This window comes from Bacillus sp. S/N-304-OC-R1 (assembly GCF_019749375.1).
Taxonomy (GTDB): Bacteria; Bacillota; Bacilli; order Bacillales; family Cytobacillaceae; genus Cytobacillus.
The window spans coordinates 228,125-244,797 of record NZ_JACWFE010000004.1 but is presented as its reverse complement, the minus strand read 5'-3'; the positions used below and the strand labels follow the sequence as shown (position 1 = coordinate 244,797).

The following is a 16,673-nucleotide window of genomic DNA, read 5'->3' as shown; positions in this document are numbered from 1 at the left end:
AAATAAAATAAGAATGCCTGTTTTTATGTTTAATGTTACCTAAACATTCTTTTTGCCTTTATTCAAACTATATTGCGCGAAAGTTTAAAAAGAACCAGCACTCGTATAGCAAATTTGAGAAAATAAACAGCTTTTAATTCTTTATTTCCTTATTTTTTGAAATTGAAGCAGTAAAAAGTTGAACCAGGATATGATGGGAATGGCAAATATAAAAACATAATTGCCTGAATGCCCAAAACCAAATATTTTTGCTTCATCATCCATGCTATATAAAATCCACGCTGTTGCTACTAGAATAAGAGTATTAGAAAAAAGTGCTGCTAACATGCTTATCCATTTGTTGCTTGTCTTTTTTAATATTAGAACTGATAAAATTGCCGAAATGCAAAAAGAAAATGAAATGATTAAAAAATTCAGCACTAAACCACCCTACATTCTCATTGATTCAATAACTTCATCAAGAATATGTTTTAATCCTTCTTGAACAAATCCCCTTCATATTTTTCTTCTAAATATTGGATTGCTTCATCTTTTTTGTAGGTTTTTAGCACTAATCCCTCTTTATCAAATATAACGAATACAGGGCATTTTTCGAGTTTTAATTGTGGGTATCTTTCATTTGTCGAAATCAAATTTGTTATCATTGTTACTTTACCTACAGAATTAAAAATGCTTGGCATTTCATTTATACCACTTTCCCCATCTGTAACCCAAAGAATAGAATGATCTCCTTTTCTGTAAGGCATTAGTTCTGAAATAGGGTTAACTCTATTGCTAAACTTCTTAATTGCCATAAAGAAAAATATACACGCAATCATTCTTATTAGGATATTACCTATGTAATTGTTATCCATATTAAACCCCATAAGAGAACTTCCTATTAATAACAGAAACATGCCGAACACTTTATTCATCTATTTCTCCTTTTGTTCTAATTTTTTCGTCAACCGTCCTGCTTTTTAAAAGGCGTCTCCACTAATTGTAGAAACGCACTAATTTTGAAAGAGATAATTTTAATAATAGTAAATTCATAGTTTCAAGTATTAAACTTAATACAATGTATAATAAAGTTAACATTTTAGTATTTGTTTATGGTGTAGAATAAGTGAGAGATAGCATTAAATAGACTTTTTCATCAGAACGGTTTATGTATGTGTGGCGTTCTTCCCCTTTAAATTTTATTACGTCCCACGTATTTAATTGATGTTCTACCCCGCCTATTTGCATTTCCAATTGTCCATTTAATACTAGAACGATTTCTTCTGAGCCTGCTAAATGAAATTCACTATATTCACTATTTGGCTCAATGCAAGCTCTATGCCATTCAACTGTGCCAAACGCTTTAAATAGTGGATCAATAAACCAATCATGATTTTGACCAGCAAAATGGTGATTTGATTGGAATCGGTACACTTCGGTATCTTCTTCGAAAGTTAATAAAGAAGCGAGTGGAATTTTTAATCCTCTACAAATTTTCCAAAGAATATTAATGGTTGGATTTGCTTCTCCTCTTTCAATTTTTCCTAACGTTAATTTGCTAACATCACATATTTTCGCCAGCTCATCAAGACTAATTTTTTTGTTTTTTCGTATTTCTCTTAGGTTAATTCCGACTTGACCTGATAAATCAATATGTTCCTCCTCCATATTCTTCACACCTTCCCTATTGATATCACACAAAAAGTATACTATAGTTTACTAATGTGTTAATTATAATTAATTATTAGATAAATGATTAACTATAGTATATCAAATACAAATCAAGATTTATAAACAGAGGAGTATTCTTAATGGAAAAATCAAGAAATTGGTTCATGGTTTGGAGTGTTTTTGCACTGTTTGTAGTATCCATGAACTTGCGCGCTTCAATTACCTCGATTTCACCAGTTTTAAAAAATATTCAAGCAGATCTGCATATGTCTAGTGCTTCAATAAGCTTGCTTACTGCCTTCCCTGTTTTTTGTATGGGTATTTTTGCTCCCATTGCTGGAAAACTTAGTGATCGGTGGGGAATTGAGTTAACAATTGCAATATCCGTATTTTTAATTGGTGCTTCAACAGCATTGCGCCTCGTTGCAACCGTTCCTTTCCTTTTATTAATGACTGCAGTTTTTGCAGGTATTGGGATTGCCATCACAGGCCCACTTATCTCTGGATTTATTAAAAAACAATTCCCAAAATCTTCATCATCAATGATCGGTGTTTATTCAGCTGGAATGGGAATTGGTGCATCTTTAAGTGCTGGAATGGTTGTTCCTATTATGCATTCTTTTCATAATTCTTGGAACGCAGCTTTATCGATTTGGGCATTATTCGCGGTAATTGGCTTAATCGTTTGGATACCTATTATAAAAAAATCTAAAAATATATCAGAAAATAGCCAAATAAAAATCCAGCAGCAAAGCCAATTTCCATGGAAAAATCGATATGTTTGGCTGCTAATGATTATATTTGGGCTTCAATCTGGTACTTATTATTCTCTTGCAACCTGGTTAGCTCCAAAAGTACAAGAAATCGGTTATAGCGCCTCGTATGCAGCTACAATTGCTACCATTTTTTCAATTACACAGATGATGATCAGTTTTATCATCCCTATATTAATTAATAAGCAATCGAATAGAAGACCATGGATTATTCTAAGTGCTTTAAGTTCTTTTATTGGGATCATATTGCTACTAACGGGAGTAACTTCACCGATTATTAGTACTATCTTAATGGGAGTAGGTGCTGGAGGTTTGTTTCCACTGGCCATGATTCTTCCTTTAGATGCAACATCGACACCAAGAGAAGCGAGTCAATGGACAGCAATGATCCAATTCGGCGGTTACATTATAAGCGGCATCACCCCTATGTTTGTAGGAATTGTAAAAGATATCACAAACAACTATAACTATGCATTTTTTGCGTTATTAATTATTTTAGTAATACTAATGCTTTTAACTTTCAGGGTGAAAATTAAAAATGAATCCACTCTTCCCTCAAATGGGAATACTGCATCAAGTATATAATTTCTTTTAAAGATGGACTTTCTCCAAAAGGATGAAAATAATCCATAAATATTTTCTCAAAAACAAACCCCATTTTCTCATTTATTTCTGTGAGAAAATGGGGTTTTTAATGCTCTAGCCTTCACTTGAATGAGTAGGGAAAACTTCGACTTATCTTATTTCGATAATAGAAATACACCGGCACGAATATCATCAACGCGGCAGTTAATACGACAAAATTATTTAATATTGAGTTAATCTCACCTTTTTCTGTGAGGATGAGTCCACCTCCGTATTCCCCGGAAAGCCCATAGATTAACCCATAAGCTACATTCAAGCCAAAATGTAATCCGGTATCTGCCCAAACAGAACCTGTTTTAAGAAAAGCATAGGTTAGAGAGCAGCCCAAAAAAATAGAAAAAACAAAATTCGTAAAGGTAAGGTCCCCATTCCAAAAATCATCAAGAGAATAAATAATGATACTAATGATGGCAATTACAATCGATGGGAGTTTACCTTTTAAAAGGTTTAAGATATAGCCTCTTGTAATCAAATCATTGATCAATGAACCCAGGAAAAAACCGACCATGATCTGAACTATAGTCATAAAAGCATCCATTCCTGTTTTTACACCGGTAATATGAAACTTACCAATCTGCCAATATATAATGTACATGAGTGCCCAACAGCTAAAGCCAATGCCGAAACTAACAAAAAAGTGTTTTAGTGTATTTCGGTCTTTAAAAAAGCCCAGTCCCTTTAGTCCCGGAAGTCCGTTAAGTCTTGCTATAAGAGAAGCAATTGGAAAAAATAATAGGAGACAAATAAACTGAACAACACTATTCGAGAGAAAATGTGTAGTTCCATTGAAATATATGTTCAATACTAAAAATCCGCTAATTCCGATAATAAATTTTTTCATAAATACACTTATAATCTCCAATCCTATAAAACTTCATGATTAATTTTATAAAGAACCCATTTTGGTTGTCGCAATTGCTCCAGCCTTATTAGCATCGTGCAAGTATTTCTCCAGCTGTGAAAAGGACGAAGGCTCTCCTTTTTCATGAAAAGAGCATAGCAATGATGCCATGAAGGCGTCACCCGCTCCAGTTGTATCCACTACATCAACGTCTAATCCTGATATGCAAACCTCCAGATCCTTGTGATAAGCACATGCCCCTTTTGATCCTTTTGTAATAAAAAGAGAAGGAATGTTAAATTGATTAATTCTAGAGATAGCTGTTTCATATGATTCTGTATCCATTAAAAAAAGCAATTCTTCTTCTGCCATTTTAACGAGATGGGCTTGAGACAAAAATGAGCAAATCGTTTTCCGGCATTGTTCTTCACTATCCCATCGTTTTAAACGAATATTAACATCAAAGCCTATAAATAATTGTTCTTCCTTTGCATACAAGAGTGCCTTTTTAGTCGTTTCACAAGCAGTTTCATGAAACAATGTCCCCGAACCAAAATAAAATATCTTCCCGAACTGAAAAGGGATTTTTCCTACTTCCTGCTCTGTGAGCCACTCATCAGGTGTCGGATTGACATACGAATGAAACACCCGATCTCCATTATTTGTTTGGTGTACATATACTTCACATGACTTCTTTGTATCTGAATGTACTGCGTAATCAAGACAAACTCCTTCATGATTGAACGCCTCTTCTACAAAGACACTTGTCTCATCTCTACCTAACTTACAGAGATAACACGAATCTATCCCCTGTCTCTTAACCCCAACAGCTAAATTAACTGTAGCCCCGCCAATAAACGGCTGAAACTTTGTATTGGTTTTGTCAAGTGAGATCATATCGACAAAAACTTCGCCAAGGGAGATCACCCCTGATTTTCCCATATCCGTATTCCTTCTTTCGTGTTGTAAATGTGAACTAATATAAATATAGACTTTTTTCTGTACAAGCTCACTACTTTTTTCCTAATTTGCAGGATTATTAATTGGAATTTTTTAAAATGGTCGATTGCTTTTTCTATTGTTGCTTCTTTGTAACCTTTTTTACATGATTCCTTAACGACTTTCTTCATCACGGATTATAAGATGAAGTAGATCATATTTGAAAGAAGGAATACGAAATGAAAAAAAAATGGGTATCTATTACAGGGACGGCAGCTCTTTTAGCAATGCTGACTAGTGCAGCCTATGCTTATGAAACACCAAAACAAATTACACATGTCAACATAGCTCAAAATAAAGCAACGGAGATTAACCGGAATGAAATCGACAGATTAACACTGCAAGTATCACTATTAGAAAATGCAGTTGCTGCAAAAAGTGCAAAAGATGCGATTAATAAATGGGGAGATGCGGTATCTACTCGTAATGGCGCTTATCAATTTGCTCTTTTTTCACCTGCATTAAAACAAAAAACAGATTCGTATTTTATTCAAAACGGGTGGGTCACTGGAACCTCTAGCCCTTGGGTAAGTAAATATAAAATTATTAATGAAAAGAAAATTAATCCAACTACATTCTCATATAAGGTCGAGTTTCACCTTGCAACCTCAACTGGCTCAGCTGGGACAGAGAGCGCAATCGTGACAGTAAAAAAAATAAATAATAACTGGTTTATTGATAAGACTGAAATGAAAAATGCTAGTATTTGGGAAAGAACACCTTATATCGAGAGACAATTATTTATTTATCGTACGGCTGAGTATGCATTTTCAATACCAGTTGCTTGGGATACAAAATACCGTACTGTTGAGAAGAATGGCAACTTAATATTCAGTTATGTACCAAAAAATAAATCCATCCCAGAACGGACTCTTTTTAGCATTGAGAAAATAAAAGAGGAAACATGGAAGGATGGCTATGAAGAAAGCCTTTACCAGAAATTAGGTGTTAAAAACGGGGTTGTTTATGCCATTTTGCCAGTAAGTGAAAACCAGTATGCGGATCGTCAGAACAGCATTGAATATAAGGAATTCGAACAAATGTGTTTAGATTTTCAGTTAGTGAAAAGTACTTTTATGTTTATCGAGTAAATACACATCGCGGGTACGAATAAGTACCCGCGAAAACATTATTATTGGCCTTGTGCTCCGCTAGTTGTAACCTTTCGAACATGGTCATCCTCGAAATTGTTCTTCCGTGATGCTTCAACTTTGTCATCTAATAATTTCTTCTGATCAACTTGGCTTGATGGTGTTTGCTTGTTCTTTGTCACCTTAAACCCTCCTTTGAAGTTGAAATAACACACCCTTTTAGTTTGCGACTATTTTTGAAAAATAACCTGTTGCCATAGCATTAGGTTCCACAAAATGTTTGATATGGGTGGTTAGAAGGTGCAGGCAGTTTACAATATTCTTCCTGTTCAGGTGTATAATCAAATGGATTTGATAAAACATTAAGCAACTGCTCCATTACGGTTAAATCCCCGTTTACCGCAGCTTCCAACGCCTCTTCTACACGATGATTTCGAGGGATAACAGCCGGATTGCTATTACGCATCAATTCAAAGGAGCGTTCCATTGATTCATCCTGCCGCTCAAGTCGCTCCCTCCACCATTTTTGCCATTGAACAAATTCCTCACTGATAAATAGAGAAGTATCCTCCATTTTATTTACGGTTAACGCTTTGAATGTATTTGTAAAATCAGCTTTATGCTGCTTCATCATATCTAAAAGATTTTCTATTTGTGTTTCGTCTTCCTTTTCTTCATTAAATAATCCAATCTTTGCACGCATACCTGAAAGCCAATTTGCTTTAAACAAATTAGTATATTTCGAAATCTCATCTTGGGCTATTTTGACAGCTTCTTCTTCATTTTCATGCAATAGTGGCAAGATGGCTTCTGCAAAACGAGCAAGATTCCAGCCTCCAATTATCGGCTGATTGCCATATGCATATCGTCCATGCCTGTCAATGGAGCTGAATACCGTTTCTGGATCATAAGTATCCATAAATGCACAAGGACCATAATCAATCGTCTCTCCGCTAATCGTCATATTATCGGTATTCATTACTCCATGGATGAAGCCGATTAGCTGCCACTTAGCAATTAGGGATGCCTGTCGTTTAATGACTTCCTGAAGTAGCGCAAGATATGAGTTTTCATGATTTTCCAGGTCTGGGTAATGACGCTTTATAGTGTAATCTGCAAGGTTACGCAGTTCAGCTACTGGCCTCCAATTTGCTGCATATTGGAATGTTCCCACACGAATATGGCTGGCAGCCACCCTTGTCAAAATAGCTCCCGGCAAAGCATTTTCCCGTAAAACAACTTCTCCGGTATTCACCACGGCTAGACTTCGTGTTGTCGGAATTCCAAGCGCATGCATGGCTTCACTAATAATATACTCTCGAAGCATCGGTCCTAATGCGGCACGCCCGTCCCCACCACGTGAATAAGGTGTTCTGCCTGAACCTTTGAGCTGAATATCAAACCGTTCGCCATTTGGTGTTATTTGCTCACCTAGTAGCACTGCTCGACCATCCCCAAGCATGGTAAAATGCCCAAATTGATGACCTGCATAAGCTTGAGCAAGCGGTTCTGCGCCTTCAGGAGTTTCATTACCCGCAAATACAAATAAATTTTCCTCATTTAAAAGCTCCTCAGCTTTTAAACCCAAAGTCTCAGCCAGCTGCTTATTTAAAATCGTTAACTTTGGAGCACGTATAGGAGTCGGCATTAGCCTTGAAAAAAATGTATCCGGTAACCTCGAATAACTGTTATCAAAATTCCATCCAGCTTTACCCTGATCTATAATATTTGACATCTAATCCCCCCTGGGACTGAGGGACAGGTACACTGTCCCTCGTGATTATTTAACCTTAATTCCATATTCGAATAAGGGACATGTTCACTGCCCACTTGAATATAACCCTACTTCTATATTCTAGCCGAATACAAAAATTATGCCTCTATTACATTTAATGATTATCCCTATTTATCTAATTCCGCTTCCCATCTGCCTACTTCTTCCCGTACAATTGGCGCCACTTGTTTTCCTAATAACTCAATGGCCCCCATAACATCATCATGTGGCATCGTGCCTACTGGGACGTGCAGCATGAACCTCGTAATGCCGACATTTTTTCTTAAATGAATAATTTTTTCTGCAACGGTTTCCGGATCTCCAACATAAAGAGCGCCTTCAAAACTTCGTGCCGCATCAAAGGTGGCCCTTGTATACGGTGCCCATCCACGCTCTCGTCCTAATTTATTCATCACTTGCTGTGTAGAAGGGAAAAATTTGTCCGCTGCCAGTTCCGAATTTTCCGCAATAAATCCATGAGAATGTGTAGCAACAGGCAACTTTGATAAATCATGTCCTGCATGTGCAGCAGCTTTTTTATAAAGCTGGACAAGCGGCTCAAAATGCATTGGACTGCCTCCAATAATCGCTAGAACAAGAGGCAATCCAAGTAATCCGGCACGAACAACTGATTCAGAATTTCCGCCGCTGCCAATCCAGACAGGCAATGGATTTTGAACGGGTCGCGGATAAACACCACGATCATGAATAGCAGGGCGATGCCCGCCTTTCCATGTTACTTTTTCAGATTCCCGAATTTTTAATAATAGCTCCAGCTTTTCTTCGAATAACTCATTGTAGTCTTTCAGATCATAACCAAACAGCGGGAAGGATTCAATAAATGAACCTCGTCCTGCCATGATTTCCGCACGTCCATTCGAAATGGCATCAACGGTTGCAAAATCCTGAAACACCCGAACAGGATCTGCCGAAGATAATACAGTCACCGCACTCGTGAGGCGAATATTCGTTGTCCTTGAAGCAGCAGCAGCTAGAATTACGGCCGGTGAAGATGCCGCAAAATCCTCACGATGATGCTCACCAACTCCAAATACATCCAGTCCTACCTGATCTGCAAGAACAATTTCCTCAACTACTTCACGAATCCGCTGGGCATGACTAAATACCTCGCCTGTTTTTGCATCTGGAGTCGTTTCGACAAACGTACTAATTCCTATTTCCAACTTCCATTTCCTCCTTTGGGAAAGCGTGACGATTCCCCCGTTCTATAATTTTTCATCATGTGTATTTTCATAAATTTAATCAAATTTTGGAAAAACCAGTATTATTTTATCATTTTATTTGATGTATAATAAAATAATTGATTTTAGCTTAAACAGGACCCTTTCGTAGGGAAAGGATCCAGGTTAAAAAAACTATTCAAAGTATTTCTGAAAGTCTTGCGTGATTGAGTCTGCTTGCTCCCCATCCGTTTTTTCCAGTATGGCAATTAATTTCTCAAGAAAATCAATTTGCAAATGGTAATGTGAAAACATATTTTCAAACTGAAGTTTGGCAATTTCATTTAGGGAGACATGCTGTTCCTTCACTAATAATCCTGTTTTCAACAAGTCCAATTCCTTTTGCAGTAGCTCTATTTGCTCTTTTAACGCTCCAACTTTTTCTTCAGCCGGCAATTCATGCAAAAATGAAATAGCTGCATAAAGTGTACCTGGTAAACCAACTGATTTCTCTTTTAGACTTGTCTTTAGAAGCTCAAGAAATTCCAGCTGTCCTTTTTCTGTGATTTTGTAAATGGCTTTAATTCGATGTCCAGTTTGTTCAACAGAATCTACTTCAACTAGCCCTTCTTTATCCATTTTCTTCAGTGCATGATAGATAGACCCCGGTAATATCCCAGCCCATACTTCAGTTTGTGACATTTGAAGCACCTGCTGAATTTCATATCCGGATAATGGCCTCATTTTTAACATTCCTAATATGATTAGTCGAACCATTCACTACACCTCAAGCTTAATTAGTCAAATTTGAATATATAATGATAAAAAATATTCTATCATATATATTTCACGATGACTAGGCAGCACTCTTTCCCTTCAACTTTTTCAATTTAATCGCTGTGGAATTCGCTTCCCACTTAAAAGTGACAGCTGCTAGAATTAATAGAGCAAAAGTGTAGATTGCTAGAATAATAATTGAATATACGATAGATTCATTAGAAGTACCTAGTGCGGACCTTAATCCATGAACATAATAGCCTAGCGGAAACATTTTGCCCATTGTGACAACCCAATCTGGTGCATTGGTAATGGAATAAAAAGCATCTGTTCCAAAAATCATCGGAAAGAAAAATAGGTTAGAAATAATATTTATTTGTGCTTCATTATTTGCAAAATTTGAGATGGAATAGCCCAAAAGAGTAAAGCAAAGAGTGCCTAATAACTTGACTCCTAGCATGATGAATATAGTCGATACTGCAACTGTTACATGAAACACCGTAATGCCCACCAATAGCACAATCAGATTAATCGCAATTCCCAGCACAGTTCTAGCGGCTGTTAACAAAAATATAAAGCCGATGATCGGATACGGAGTTAATTTCAACAGCTTAAATACCCCCCTGCTTCGTTGCCAATGAACTTGAAAGGCAATCCCTGATACACCCCAGAAAAGTGAGCTAAGTGCAATTACCCCAGTAAGTAAAGTGGGAATATAAGACTCGTTGTCAACATAATACCCCAGCCCTACTAACAATCCAATTGGCAAAGCAATTGAATAAAACAATGTAATTTTATCTCTTAATGATGTAACCATCATCGTTCTAAAAATGGTTTTCATTTTCGATGCCTCCCTTAGTGATATGAAGATATAATTCTTCAAGATTTGGAACACAATACTCCCTACATAGGTGATCAGGAGATCCTTCAGCAATAACAGACCCGTTATCGATCATAACCACTCGATGAGACAGTTTTGATACTTCATCCATATCATGTGAGGTGAATACAACACTCGTTCCCCGTTCGAACAACTTCATCATCAGCTCATGAATTTCTCTTCGTGAACGAGGATCTAATGCTGCAGTTGGTTCATCTAAGAAGACGACCTTAGGATCATGAACTAACGCTATTGCAATGGCTAACCGTTTTTGCTGGCCGCCGGAAAGTTTCGATGCTTCTGTTTTACAAACATCTCCAAGACCGCAAAGTTTAAGTAACTTCATACTTTCATCTTTTGAAATCTTCCTCTTATAAAAAGCACCAAATAATTGCAGATTTTCTAATGCTGTTAATCCTTGAAAAAATGGTGTTGCTTGAAGCTGTACGCCAACTGATCTACGAAAATCCTCACTCCAATAAAAGACCTCTCCTTCATCCGGTTTTCTTAATCCAAGGATCATTTCAATGGTTGTAGATTTCCCAGCACCATTTGGACCAATAATAGCTAGAACTTCCTGTTCAAAAACAGAGATAGTTATACCATTTACGGCAGGACCTGAATTGTACTGTTTTTTTAAACCTATTGCATGAATTAGCCGATTAGACATGTTAATTCCTCCTTTTTATTGTTGAATAGTTAACGTTGAGTATTTTAGTTAAAATTAAATACTCAACGTTGAATATTGAGCATATGAAAAATATACCATCAAAAAATAATGATTGCAACAGTAATTTTTTATGCCATAATCCACTGAATACTGTTTTCAATTACAAAATAGTGTTATTTTTTGGATTCAAATATGCGACAGTTTCATCATTTTTATAATTTTGGATGAAACAATAGTTGAATGCCTGTCCCTTCTTACCTCCTTTTGCATCTTATATAACTAGAAAAACAAGGAGGTGAATTTATATGCCAACAAACCTAAATTTAGTATTTGGTGATCGTATCGCTGTAACAGGACCATCAGGAGCACCAGTTGATACACAAGGGATTTTTATCAGTCAGTCAGGTCTACAACTTGTATGGGTTGCGTTAGGAACAACTGGCCCATTTGCTGGTCTTCCAACTCTATTCGTAACAGATCTAACAGGCTCCACAGTTCAAAAAATCGTTTAATACTAAGAGGTCAGGCAGGGATTCAAGCCCTTCCTGGCCTTTTTACAATAGGCATATACCCTATCACCTTACTGTGCGAATGTCATAGATTAATAATACATAAAGATCATTTAAACTCAGGAGAGTTCCCTATGGTAAATCAAGTTTATTTTTCTTCACATATTGATGATTTGTATAGAAATTATGATATGCATCAGCCAAACTCTAGTAATCAGAGTATTTGTGTCAGATCACCTTTCATCGAATTATTACATCAATACCACCAAGCTCTTGCACAGATGTTAATCAACTGGCATAATCAGCAAAATCAATATTATGTAAACCGAAAAAGTCAATTTTCCTGGCTTGGAACGATTAATCAATCTCTATATGATTTACAAAGGCATATTCAAACATTATCCCATAATCAAAGAGAATTCTTTGATTATGTAAAAGCAAACAATAACAATCAAGTATACGATGCTGATACACAATCATTTAATCAAACATTGCCAGAAATGATAGAAAAAACGGATGAATCCGAAGCTGCACATATGACAAAGATGCATAATCAGTTTGAAGCGATAAGTACTGTAGATTTTTCTCCATTTACTCAATTTAATCTCGGTGACCGTATTATAATCATAAATGCAAACGGAAATTCTGCCAGCGGTGTTTATATTGAAGCAACCGACAATTCAATCATATGGGTTGATGACTTAACTAACCGGCTTACTATGATCGATACAAAAGGATTGACTATTTATAAAGAATTTTAGGTTGGGACAGAGGGACGTTTCCCCTGTCCCGTATTAACCCAAATGCAGCTAGGTGGGACAGCAGAACCGTTCCCTTGTCCCTACCATGCCTGTGCCAACTTGATAATCCCCTCTTTAATTTGTTCGATTGTTAGTCCCCCATATCCAAGAATGACCATGTTTGATTTTGGCTGCTCCGTATAGGAAACAGATGCTGGATATACTCGGATTTCCTTTTCAAGTGCTTTTTGAATTGCTTCCTGTTCGGTTAGGCGTGAAGGAAGTTTTAGAAGAATATGCAAGCCTGAATTTTCACCGATGATCTCAAAGTCGGTAGGCAAAAATGTATCGATTGCTTGCAATAATGCTTTATGCTTTTTCCGGTAAGCCGTTCGCATTTTCGCCAGGTGACGTTCATAATGCCCTTCTCTCATAAACTCAGCCACTGCAAGCTGTTCAATACGGGAAACCGTTGACTTTTGGTATTCATTGAATTTTTCAAAAGCCTCTACTAAAGCTGCAGGCAAAATCATATAACTCATTCGAATAGAAGGAATTAAAGATTTTGTAAATGTACCAAAATAAATGACACGCTGGAGCTGATCAAGCTGTGCAAAAGATGGAATCGGCATGCCGTTATATCGAAATTCGGAGTCATAATCGTCTTCGATGATAAAACTTTCATGTCCTTGAGCCCAATTTAATAGTCCTATCCGTCTTTCAAGTGACATGACCATCCCTAGAGGAAATTGGTGTGCAGGTGTGGTATATAGTAAATTTAATTTGCCATCAGGAATAGTCGCACCCTGATCATCTACTGGTATAGAAATAACGTTTTGTCTAAGCTTCGAAAATACTGCTTTTGCTCGGATAAACCCCGGTTCCTCCATCCCGATTTTCAGCTCTGAGCCAAAAAACTGACAAACATCTTGTAACTGCATTTGTGTTCCGCTATATAGAAATACTTGCTCTGCTCCACAATGCACCCCACGTGATCGTCCTACATAATTAGCAATTTCATTTCGTAATGCCCATTCCCCTTGCCATGGACTATTGTCTAAGCTGCCTTCGTTAGTGTATAAACGTATGAAACGTTTCCAGATTTGATATGGAAATTTGGCAGTATCTACATGGCCAGAATTAAAATCGATCTTTATTTTTCGATTAGTAATAGGTTCAAATTCATAGATTTGTTTCCTCTCTGTAATGTGCTGCCATTCTTCCTCAAATGCGGAAACAAAATACCCAGAACGTTCGCGGCTCACAATATAACCTTCGTCCAATAACTGTTCATAAGCCTCTCTGACCGTATGAATACTTACTCCAAGATGAGTGGCAAGCTGCCGTTTCGATGGAAGTTTACATTCAGGACTAATGGTCTTATTAAGAATAGCTATTTTAATTTGTTCGTAAATTTGTCTATAAAGTGATTTTCCTTGTTTTAAATAAATCGGCAATTCCATTGGTTTTCTCCTTTTTGGTATGGTTCAACTTTTTATATTTGGATATTTTTATCATACCAAATTTCCCTTTTAATAGAGGAAAGGAGTGAACAAATATGAAAAATATTAAATTAGAAAACAATGTAATTTGTATAAGGGTCATGGAGGAATCAGATACAGAGGAATTAATTAAAGCCACTCAGGATCAACAAATATGGAAACACATGACAAAGCATATTAAATCGGAAAAGGATGCAATTCAATATATTCAACAAGCTTTGTTGTTGAAAGATCAAGGAATTGAGATCCCATTTGTCATGATCGATCAGCAATCAAATAAAATCATCGGTTCGACTAGATTTCTAGATATCCATTTAGAGCATAAGTGCCTAGAAATTGGTTCCACATGGCTTGTCCCAAGTTATTGGAGGACTCCCGCCAATACGAATTGCAAATTTCTGCTGCTCCGCTATTGCTTTGAAACGATGGGACTTCATCGCGTCCAGCTGAAAACTGATCACGAAAATTTCCGCTCTCAAAAAGCGATTGAACGTATCGGAGCAAAAAAAGAAGGCATCCTTCGCAACCACATGATTCGGCCAGACGGTACAATACGTCATACCGTAATGTACAGTATCACAAACGAAGGATGGCCGAAAGTAAAAGCTCATCTTCAGCAGTTAATGGGACTAAGGGACGGTTCCGGTGTCCCGAAGATACTCTAAACTTGAGGCAGAATAACCGTCCCCTTGTCCCGAAGAAAGACCTGCCTATTTAGTTAGGCAGGTCTCTCTAATAATTAGATTATTTTGCTGGGTTTGGTGCTTCTTGGTTAACTGCTAATTCGTTTAGATAAACGCCTGTTCCGTCACCGATCGCATAGTTTAATACGCGGTTGTTAACAGGTACTAGAGCAGCACGGTATAATGTTGGGAATACCGGTACTTCGTCAACCATAAGTTTTTGCCATTTATTGTATACTTCTTTACGGTAATCTACATCAAATGCAGCTTGAGAAACTCCGTCAGACATAATAGCATCGTTTTCTTCACTTGCATAACGTGAGAAGTTATAGATTGCATCGCGACCGTATAATCCACGAGGGTCAACGTCGATACCTACAGTCCAAGCACCTTGATAAACATCAATTGCCGGATCATCGTCACCGTTTTTACCTACACGCTCATAGAATGAGTTAAACTCTTGTAAACGGCCATCAAGTAATTCAACTTTTAAGCCAACTTGCTGCCAAGCTTGGATATAATACTTCGCTAGTGGCTCAGCTGTTTCTCCACCAGACATAGCAGCGAAATTAATTACTAATGGTTTACCGTTTTTGTCTTCACGGATTCCATCACCATCAACATCTTTGTATCCAGCTTCGTCAAGAATTTTCTTCGCTAGTTCCGGATCATAAGCACGGCCTTGATTTGAATCGTCATGGAATTCTGGATGTGAAGGCGGAATTAAAGTAGTCGCATTCCAACGAAGACCATGATAGAACTTCTTACCAACAGTATCGTTATCAACTGCATGCCACATTGCACGGCGAAGGTTCACATCAGACATTTTTCCTTCTGGGTTAGGTTTAATTTCTCCCTTTTCCTTATCCCATGAACCTAATTTAAAGCCCATATAAGAGTAAGCACGATCAACCATTCCTAAGAATTCAACGTTTGCCATTTTTGCATTAGCAGGGTATTGATCTACAGGGAATGAATCAACTGTATCTACTTCACCTTTTTCTAATGCTTGAACAATTACGTTAGGGTTAATAACTTTTAATACAACTTTGTCTAACTTCGGCTTGCCTCTCCAGTAATCATCGTTTCTTACATAAGTAACAGACTCACCTGGAACAATTGACTCAACCTTGAATGGTCCGAATCCAATTGGATGCTGACGCACTTCAGGAGATGAAGAAATCTTATCGATTGGCATATTTCCAAAGATGTGCTTTGCTAATGGATATGTCCAAATACTACCAGTTAATAGAGATGGAGTAGATTCTTTATAAGTAATTTTTAAAGTCTTTTCATCAACTACTTCAATACCAGAAATCTTGTCAGCTTTACCTTCATGGAATTCATCCATACCAACAATGTTTGTGAAATCTGATCCGTAACGAGGACCATCATATGCTTTGTTACCAATTACTTCATGAGCAAATTCCCAGTCTTCAGCTGTAACAGGCTTGCCATCATGCCAATTTACATTGTCACGAATTTTGAAAGTAATAGTTACACCTTTGTCTGCAACAGTCTTAGCTTCGTCAGCTGAAAGTGAAGCTAAAGCTTTTTGAGATACTTCTGCATCCTTTTCATAAGTTGCTGCACCATCGTTCGTATAAACGTAGTTAGCATCCCATGTTAAAAAACCTTCGTCAAAGAATTGAAGAACTTGTGAATCTGGATTACCAGAATAGAAGTTGAAGTTTAAAGTACCTTCGAATGGGGTATCAGAAACTAACCCATAAGTGAACGTACCGCCATCAATTGCTTCTCCTTGATTCGTCTTCACATTGCTAAAGTCTTTAATGTTATACACACCATCTTCAGCTTTTTCTTCTGTTTTCTTGCTGTCATCCTTTTTGCCTGTATCATCAGCAGGCTTGCTTGTGTCTTTAGAACAGCCTGCTAATGCCAGAACAAAAACTAGCATGGCAACAAGAAAAGATTTTAATAGTTTCTTGTTCATGTTT

At 37.1% G+C, this 16,673-nt stretch carries 17 protein-coding genes; 5 read left to right on the top strand and 12 right to left on the bottom strand.

Annotation, left to right across the window (positions count from 1 at the left end):
• Nucleotides 1-470: 470 nt before the first annotated feature.
• Nucleotides 471-866, bottom strand: coding sequence for a hypothetical protein (locus H0173_RS06245; RefSeq protein WP_221845484.1), 396 nt, complete (start codon nt 864-866; stop codon nt 471-473).
• Nucleotides 867-1,089: 223 nt separating this feature from the next.
• Nucleotides 1,090-1,647, bottom strand: coding sequence for a helix-turn-helix domain-containing protein (locus tag H0173_RS06240; protein ID WP_221845483.1), 558 nt, complete (start codon nt 1,645-1,647; stop codon nt 1,090-1,092).
• Between the two features lie 143 nt (nt 1,648-1,790).
• Here H0173_RS06240 and H0173_RS06235 point away from each other — a divergent pair, with 143 nt between their 5' ends.
• Nucleotides 1,791-3,008, top strand: a complete 1,218-nt coding sequence (locus tag H0173_RS06235) for an MFS transporter (RefSeq protein WP_221845482.1) — start codon at nt 1,791-1,793, stop codon at nt 3,006-3,008.
• A gap of 121 nt (nt 3,009-3,129) precedes the next feature.
• Here the strand turns inward: H0173_RS06235 and H0173_RS06230 are convergent, their stop codons facing one another.
• Together H0173_RS06230 and H0173_RS06225 are read right to left on the bottom strand one after the other, a co-directional pair.
• Nucleotides 3,130-3,909 carry a CPBP family glutamic-type intramembrane protease gene (locus H0173_RS06230; RefSeq protein ID WP_221845481.1) on the bottom strand — a complete coding sequence of 260 codons (780 nt, stop codon included), beginning with the start codon at nt 3,907-3,909 and terminating at the stop codon, nt 3,130-3,132.
• 45 nt (nt 3,910-3,954) lie between these two features.
• Nucleotides 3,955-4,851 (bottom strand): carbohydrate kinase family protein, encoded by an 897-nt coding sequence (locus H0173_RS06225; protein WP_221845480.1) that lies wholly within the window; start codon nt 4,849-4,851, stop codon nt 3,955-3,957.
• 236 nt (nt 4,852-5,087) lie between these two features.
• Here H0173_RS06225 and H0173_RS06220 point away from each other — a divergent pair, with 236 nt between their 5' ends.
• Nucleotides 5,088-5,999, top strand: coding sequence for a hypothetical protein (locus tag H0173_RS06220; RefSeq protein WP_221845479.1), 912 nt, complete (start codon nt 5,088-5,090; stop codon nt 5,997-5,999).
• A gap of 41 nt (nt 6,000-6,040) precedes the next feature.
• Here the strand turns inward: H0173_RS06220 and H0173_RS06215 are convergent, their stop codons facing one another.
• The 6 genes from H0173_RS06215 to H0173_RS06190 all read right to left on the bottom strand — a co-directional run bounded on the left by H0173_RS06215 (nt 6,041) and on the right by H0173_RS06190 (nt 11,281).
• Nucleotides 6,041-6,181, bottom strand: coding sequence for a hypothetical protein (locus tag H0173_RS06215; protein WP_221845478.1), 141 nt, complete (start codon nt 6,179-6,181; stop codon nt 6,041-6,043).
• An 80-nt stretch (nt 6,182-6,261) separates the two neighbouring features.
• Complete coding sequence (locus H0173_RS06210) at nt 6,262-7,734, bottom strand: protein adenylyltransferase SelO (protein WP_221845477.1); 1,473 nt, start codon at nt 7,732-7,734, stop codon at nt 6,262-6,264.
• 167 nt (nt 7,735-7,901) lie between these two features.
• On the bottom strand, nt 7,902-8,957 hold the full coding sequence (locus H0173_RS06205) for an LLM class flavin-dependent oxidoreductase (protein WP_221845476.1): 1,056 nt from the start codon (nt 8,955-8,957) through the stop codon (nt 7,902-7,904).
• 192 nt (nt 8,958-9,149) lie between these two features.
• A complete protein-coding gene (locus H0173_RS06200; RefSeq protein ID WP_221845475.1) occupies nt 9,150-9,731 on the bottom strand; it encodes a PadR family transcriptional regulator in 582 nt (193 codons plus the stop codon).
• Between the two features lie 79 nt (nt 9,732-9,810).
• Complete coding sequence (locus H0173_RS06195) at nt 9,811-10,572, bottom strand: ABC transporter permease (RefSeq protein ID WP_221845474.1); 762 nt, start codon at nt 10,570-10,572, stop codon at nt 9,811-9,813.
• A complete protein-coding gene (locus H0173_RS06190) occupies nt 10,556-11,281 on the bottom strand; it encodes an ABC transporter ATP-binding protein (protein ID WP_221845473.1) in 726 nt (241 codons plus the stop codon). The genes H0173_RS06195 and H0173_RS06190 overlap by 17 nt, the downstream gene beginning before the upstream one ends.
• 305 nt (nt 11,282-11,586) lie before the next feature.
• Here H0173_RS06190 and H0173_RS06185 point away from each other — a divergent pair, with 305 nt between their 5' ends.
• Both H0173_RS06185 and H0173_RS06180 read left to right on the top strand, forming a co-directional pair.
• A complete protein-coding gene (locus H0173_RS06185; RefSeq protein WP_221845472.1) occupies nt 11,587-11,793 on the top strand; it encodes a hypothetical protein in 207 nt (68 codons plus the stop codon).
• 131 nt (nt 11,794-11,924) lie between these two features.
• On the top strand, nt 11,925-12,551 hold the full coding sequence (locus H0173_RS06180; protein WP_221845471.1) for a hypothetical protein: 627 nt from the start codon (nt 11,925-11,927) through the stop codon (nt 12,549-12,551).
• Nucleotides 12,552-12,631: 80 nt separating this feature from the next.
• Here the strand turns inward: H0173_RS06180 and pdxR are convergent, their stop codons facing one another.
• Entirely contained in the window at nt 12,632-13,993 is a 1,362-nt protein-coding gene (pdxR, locus tag H0173_RS06175; protein ID WP_221845470.1) for a MocR-like pyridoxine biosynthesis transcription factor PdxR, read from the bottom strand.
• A 95-nt stretch (nt 13,994-14,088) separates the two neighbouring features.
• On the opposite strand from pdxR, the gene H0173_RS06170 reads away from it, so the two are divergent.
• Nucleotides 14,089-14,697: a GNAT family N-acetyltransferase gene (locus tag H0173_RS06170; protein ID WP_221845469.1), complete on the top strand. Its 609-nt coding sequence runs from the start codon at nt 14,089-14,091 to the stop codon at nt 14,695-14,697.
• A gap of 79 nt (nt 14,698-14,776) precedes the next feature.
• On the opposite strand, the gene opp4A is transcribed toward H0173_RS06170, so the two are convergent.
• Nucleotides 14,777-16,669 carry an oligopeptide ABC transporter substrate-binding protein gene (opp4A, locus tag H0173_RS06165; protein WP_221845468.1) on the bottom strand — a complete coding sequence of 631 codons (1,893 nt, stop codon included), beginning with the start codon at nt 16,667-16,669 and terminating at the stop codon, nt 14,777-14,779.
• Nucleotides 16,670-16,673 lie beyond the last annotated feature (4 nt).

What these genes read in the sequence shown, in the direction of transcription:
- H0173_RS06245 (WP_221845484.1), bottom strand. Translation starts at nt 866, where the DNA reads ATGGGGTTTAATATGGATAACAATTACATAGGTAATATCCTAATAAGA.
- H0173_RS06240 (WP_221845483.1), bottom strand. Translation starts at nt 1,647, where the DNA reads ATGGAGGAGGAACATATTGATTTATCAGGTCAAGTCGGAATTAACCTA.
- H0173_RS06235 (WP_221845482.1), top strand. Translation starts at nt 1,791, where the DNA reads ATGGAAAAATCAAGAAATTGGTTCATGGTTTGGAGTGTTTTTGCACTG.
- H0173_RS06230 (WP_221845481.1), bottom strand. Translation starts at nt 3,909, where the DNA reads ATGAAAAAATTTATTATCGGAATTAGCGGATTTTTAGTATTGAACATA.
- H0173_RS06225 (WP_221845480.1), bottom strand. Translation starts at nt 4,851, where the DNA reads ATGGGAAAATCAGGGGTGATCTCCCTTGGCGAAGTTTTTGTCGATATG.
- H0173_RS06220 (WP_221845479.1), top strand. Translation starts at nt 5,088, where the DNA reads ATGAAAAAAAAATGGGTATCTATTACAGGGACGGCAGCTCTTTTAGCA.
- H0173_RS06210 (WP_221845477.1), bottom strand. Translation starts at nt 7,734, where the DNA reads ATGTCAAATATTATAGATCAGGGTAAAGCTGGATGGAATTTTGATAAC.
- H0173_RS06200 (WP_221845475.1), bottom strand. Translation starts at nt 9,731, where the DNA reads ATGGTTCGACTAATCATATTAGGAATGTTAAAAATGAGGCCATTATCC.
- H0173_RS06195 (WP_221845474.1), bottom strand. Translation starts at nt 10,572, where the DNA reads ATGAAAACCATTTTTAGAACGATGATGGTTACATCATTAAGAGATAAA.
- H0173_RS06190 (WP_221845473.1), bottom strand. Translation starts at nt 11,281, where the DNA reads ATGTCTAATCGGCTAATTCATGCAATAGGTTTAAAAAAACAGTACAAT.
- H0173_RS06185 (WP_221845472.1), top strand. Translation starts at nt 11,587, where the DNA reads ATGCCAACAAACCTAAATTTAGTATTTGGTGATCGTATCGCTGTAACA.
- H0173_RS06180 (WP_221845471.1), top strand. Translation starts at nt 11,925, where the DNA reads ATGGTAAATCAAGTTTATTTTTCTTCACATATTGATGATTTGTATAGA.
- pdxR (WP_221845470.1), bottom strand. Translation starts at nt 13,993, where the DNA reads ATGGAATTGCCGATTTATTTAAAACAAGGAAAATCACTTTATAGACAA.
- H0173_RS06170 (WP_221845469.1), top strand. Translation starts at nt 14,089, where the DNA reads ATGAAAAATATTAAATTAGAAAACAATGTAATTTGTATAAGGGTCATG.
- opp4A (WP_221845468.1), bottom strand. Translation starts at nt 16,669, where the DNA reads ATGAACAAGAAACTATTAAAATCTTTTCTTGTTGCCATGCTAGTTTTT.